Genomic DNA, 2613 nt, shown 5'->3' with positions numbered 1-2613 from the left:
ATCTCCCCTTTGTTGCGGGGATTTTTATAATGGTCCATGATCACCTGGCGGTAAAGCTGGTCTAAATTAGAAGACATGACCGAAATACTCCTTTGTTGTCGATAGTCCCTTCACAAACGTGTCGATCTCGTCTTTCGTGTTGTAAAGATAAAAGCTCGCTCTTGCGGTTGCCGTCGCGTTCAGCCACTTCATAAGCGGCTGTGCGCAATGGTGTCCGGCACGAACTGCGATACCTTCAGCATCGAGAACTGTCGCGACATCGTGCGGATGGACATCATCCAGATTGAAGGTAACCAGGCCGGCCCGATGCTTCGGTCCGTAAATGACAAGTCCTTCAATCTCACTCATACGCTCCATCGCATACTCTGCAAGCTCATGTTCATGCTGCTGGATGGCATCGAGACCGACTTCAGTTAGAAAATCAATCGCAGCACCGAGCCCGATAGCTCCCGCAATGATGGGCGTGCCGCCTTCAAACTTCCACGGCAGCTCTTTCCAAGTAGATTCCTGAAGACCGACAAAATCGATCATCTCTCCGCCAAACTCGATCGGCTCCATCTTGTTCAAGAGTGCCTTTTTGCCGTACAGCACACCGATCCCGGTAGGACCGCACATTTTATGAGCTGAAAAAGCGAAGAAGTCGCAGTCAAGATCCTGCACATCAATTTTCATGTGAGGCGTGCTCTGCGCACCGTCCACAACCATAATCGCTCCATGTTTATGGGCGATAGCAGCGATTTCCTTGATCGGGTTAATCGCGCCAAGTACGTTGGAAACTTGCATGACAGAAACGATTTTCGTGTTAGCTGTCACGGTATTTTCCACATCTTCGAGCGCGATCGATCCGTCTGGCTGAAGCGGAATATACTTCAGAGCGGCACCCGTTACACGCGCCACCTGCTGCCATGGGATAATATTGCTATGATGCTCCATCGGCGTGATGACGATCTCGTCGCCTTCTTTCAAGTTGGCGAGGCCGTAGCTGCTCGCCACCGTGTTGATGGCGGTCGTCGTACCGCGTGTGAAAATAACTTCCTGCGTAGACTTGGCGTTGATGAAGCGGCGTACCTTCTCGCGCGCTCCTTCATAGCCGTCTGTCGCTTTCGTTCCAAGCGTATGAACGCCTCGGTGAACGTTAGAGTTATACTCGCGGTAGTATTTATCGAGCGCTTCAATGACGTGAACCGGTTTTTGGGATGTTGCCGCACTGTCCAGATAGACAAGCGGCTTTCCATTTACCTCCTGGTTCAGGATCGGGAACAGCTGTCTTAGTTCCGAAGCGTTCATTATCGAACTTTCCTTTCAATAACCTCGACTAAACGTTTTTTCACCGATTCAAGCGGAATTTCGTTTACGACCGGGGCAAGGAATCCGTGAATGATCAAGCGCTCAGCTTCCGCTTTCGGAATACCTCTGCTCATAAGATAGAACATCTGAATCGGATCGATTCGTCCAACAGAAGCTGCGTGTCCTGCGGTTACATCATCTTCATCGATCAAGAGGATCGGGTTCGCGTCTCCGCGCGCCTTCTCGCTTAGCATAAGAACGCGCTCTGTCTGCTCACCGTGAGATTTTGTCGCACCGTGCTCGATCTTTGTGATTCCGTTAAAGATGGAACTCGCGCTGTCTTTCATAACACCGTGAGTTAGAATGTAGCCTTCTGAATGCTTTCCGTGGTTGAAGATCTGTGCCACGAAATTTTGCTTCTGATCTCCGCGTCCGATCGTGACTGTCTTCGTATCTGTGAACGAGCCGTCACCAATTAAATGCGTTGTATTGTCAGAAACGGTGTTTCCGTCGTTGAATTGTCCGAGTGCCCATTCGATGCGCCCATCACGTTCTACGCGGCCGCGGCGGTCAACATAAACGGTCATTCCTTTTGCAAAGTTATCTACCGCTCCATAAACCACCTTAGATCCAGAACCCGCGAATACTTCAGATACGACATTGGCAACAGAAGATGTGCTTTCGTTCGTGGAAAGGTAGTTTTCTACGTATGTGACAGAGCTGTTGTCTTCAGCAGCAACGATTACGTGGTTAACGAGACCTGCTTCGTTATCATTGTTGAAGAATACAGCTTGAAACGGTGTAGTAAGCTCTACATTTTTTGGTACATACAAGAAAGCTCCGCTTGTTACAAGAGCTGCATGAACTGCAGTCAGGCGGTGTTCATCTACTGCGACGCCGTCCTTCATAAAATACTTCTGAACAAGATCGCTGTGCTCTTGTACAGCAGAAGCCAAATCTGTAAAAATAACACCTTTTGTTTTTGCTTCTTCACTGACCGCAGTAAAGACAGGGCTTCCGTTGACTACAACGACCGTGTTCACTGCATCTTGTTCAGAAGATCCGATCAATTCTTTTACTTCAGCAGGAAGCTCATCGAAAGAAAGTTTTCCTTCTGTTACTTCATGCTTGAACTCTGTAAAGTTCCAGTTATCGATTTTTGTTTTATCAGGCTTTGGCATCGGCAGCTCGTTTGCAAGCTCCAATGCGCGCAGACGAAGCTCCAGCAGCCAGGCAGGCTCTTGTCTGCTGCTTGAAAAACCGCTTACGTAGTCTTTATCAAATCGCAGGCTCGTTTCAACTGACATGTCTAATCCCCCTTGCTTG

At 48.9% G+C, this 2613-nt stretch carries 2 protein-coding genes and 1 pseudogene; all 3 read right to left on the bottom strand.

All coding sequences use genetic code 11. The features are described from left to right. Window positions 1-77 (bottom strand): annotated as a pseudogene (locus tag CGZ90_RS20405) (iron-sulfur cluster assembly scaffold protein); the annotation flags it as partial. Then, window positions 67-1287, bottom strand: a complete 1221-nt coding sequence (locus CGZ90_RS19580) for a cysteine desulfurase (RefSeq protein WP_094254174.1) — start codon at window positions 1285-1287, stop codon at window positions 67-69. The pseudogene CGZ90_RS20405 and the gene CGZ90_RS19580, both read right to left, overlap by 11 nt. Continuing rightward, on the bottom strand, window positions 1287-2594 hold the full coding sequence (gene sufD, locus CGZ90_RS19575) for a Fe-S cluster assembly protein SufD (protein ID WP_094254175.1): 1308 nt from the start codon (window positions 2592-2594) through the stop codon (window positions 1287-1289). The genes CGZ90_RS19580 and sufD overlap by 1 nt, the downstream gene beginning before the upstream one ends. Between the last annotated feature and the right edge of the window lie 19 nt (window positions 2595-2613).

Origin of the sequence: Fictibacillus aquaticus, assembly GCF_002245695.1 — a bacterium.
In the GTDB taxonomy this organism is placed as follows: Bacteria; Bacillota; Bacilli; order Bacillales; family Fictibacillaceae; genus Fictibacillus; species Fictibacillus aquaticus.
This window is presented reverse-complemented; position numbering and strand designations above follow the sequence as displayed.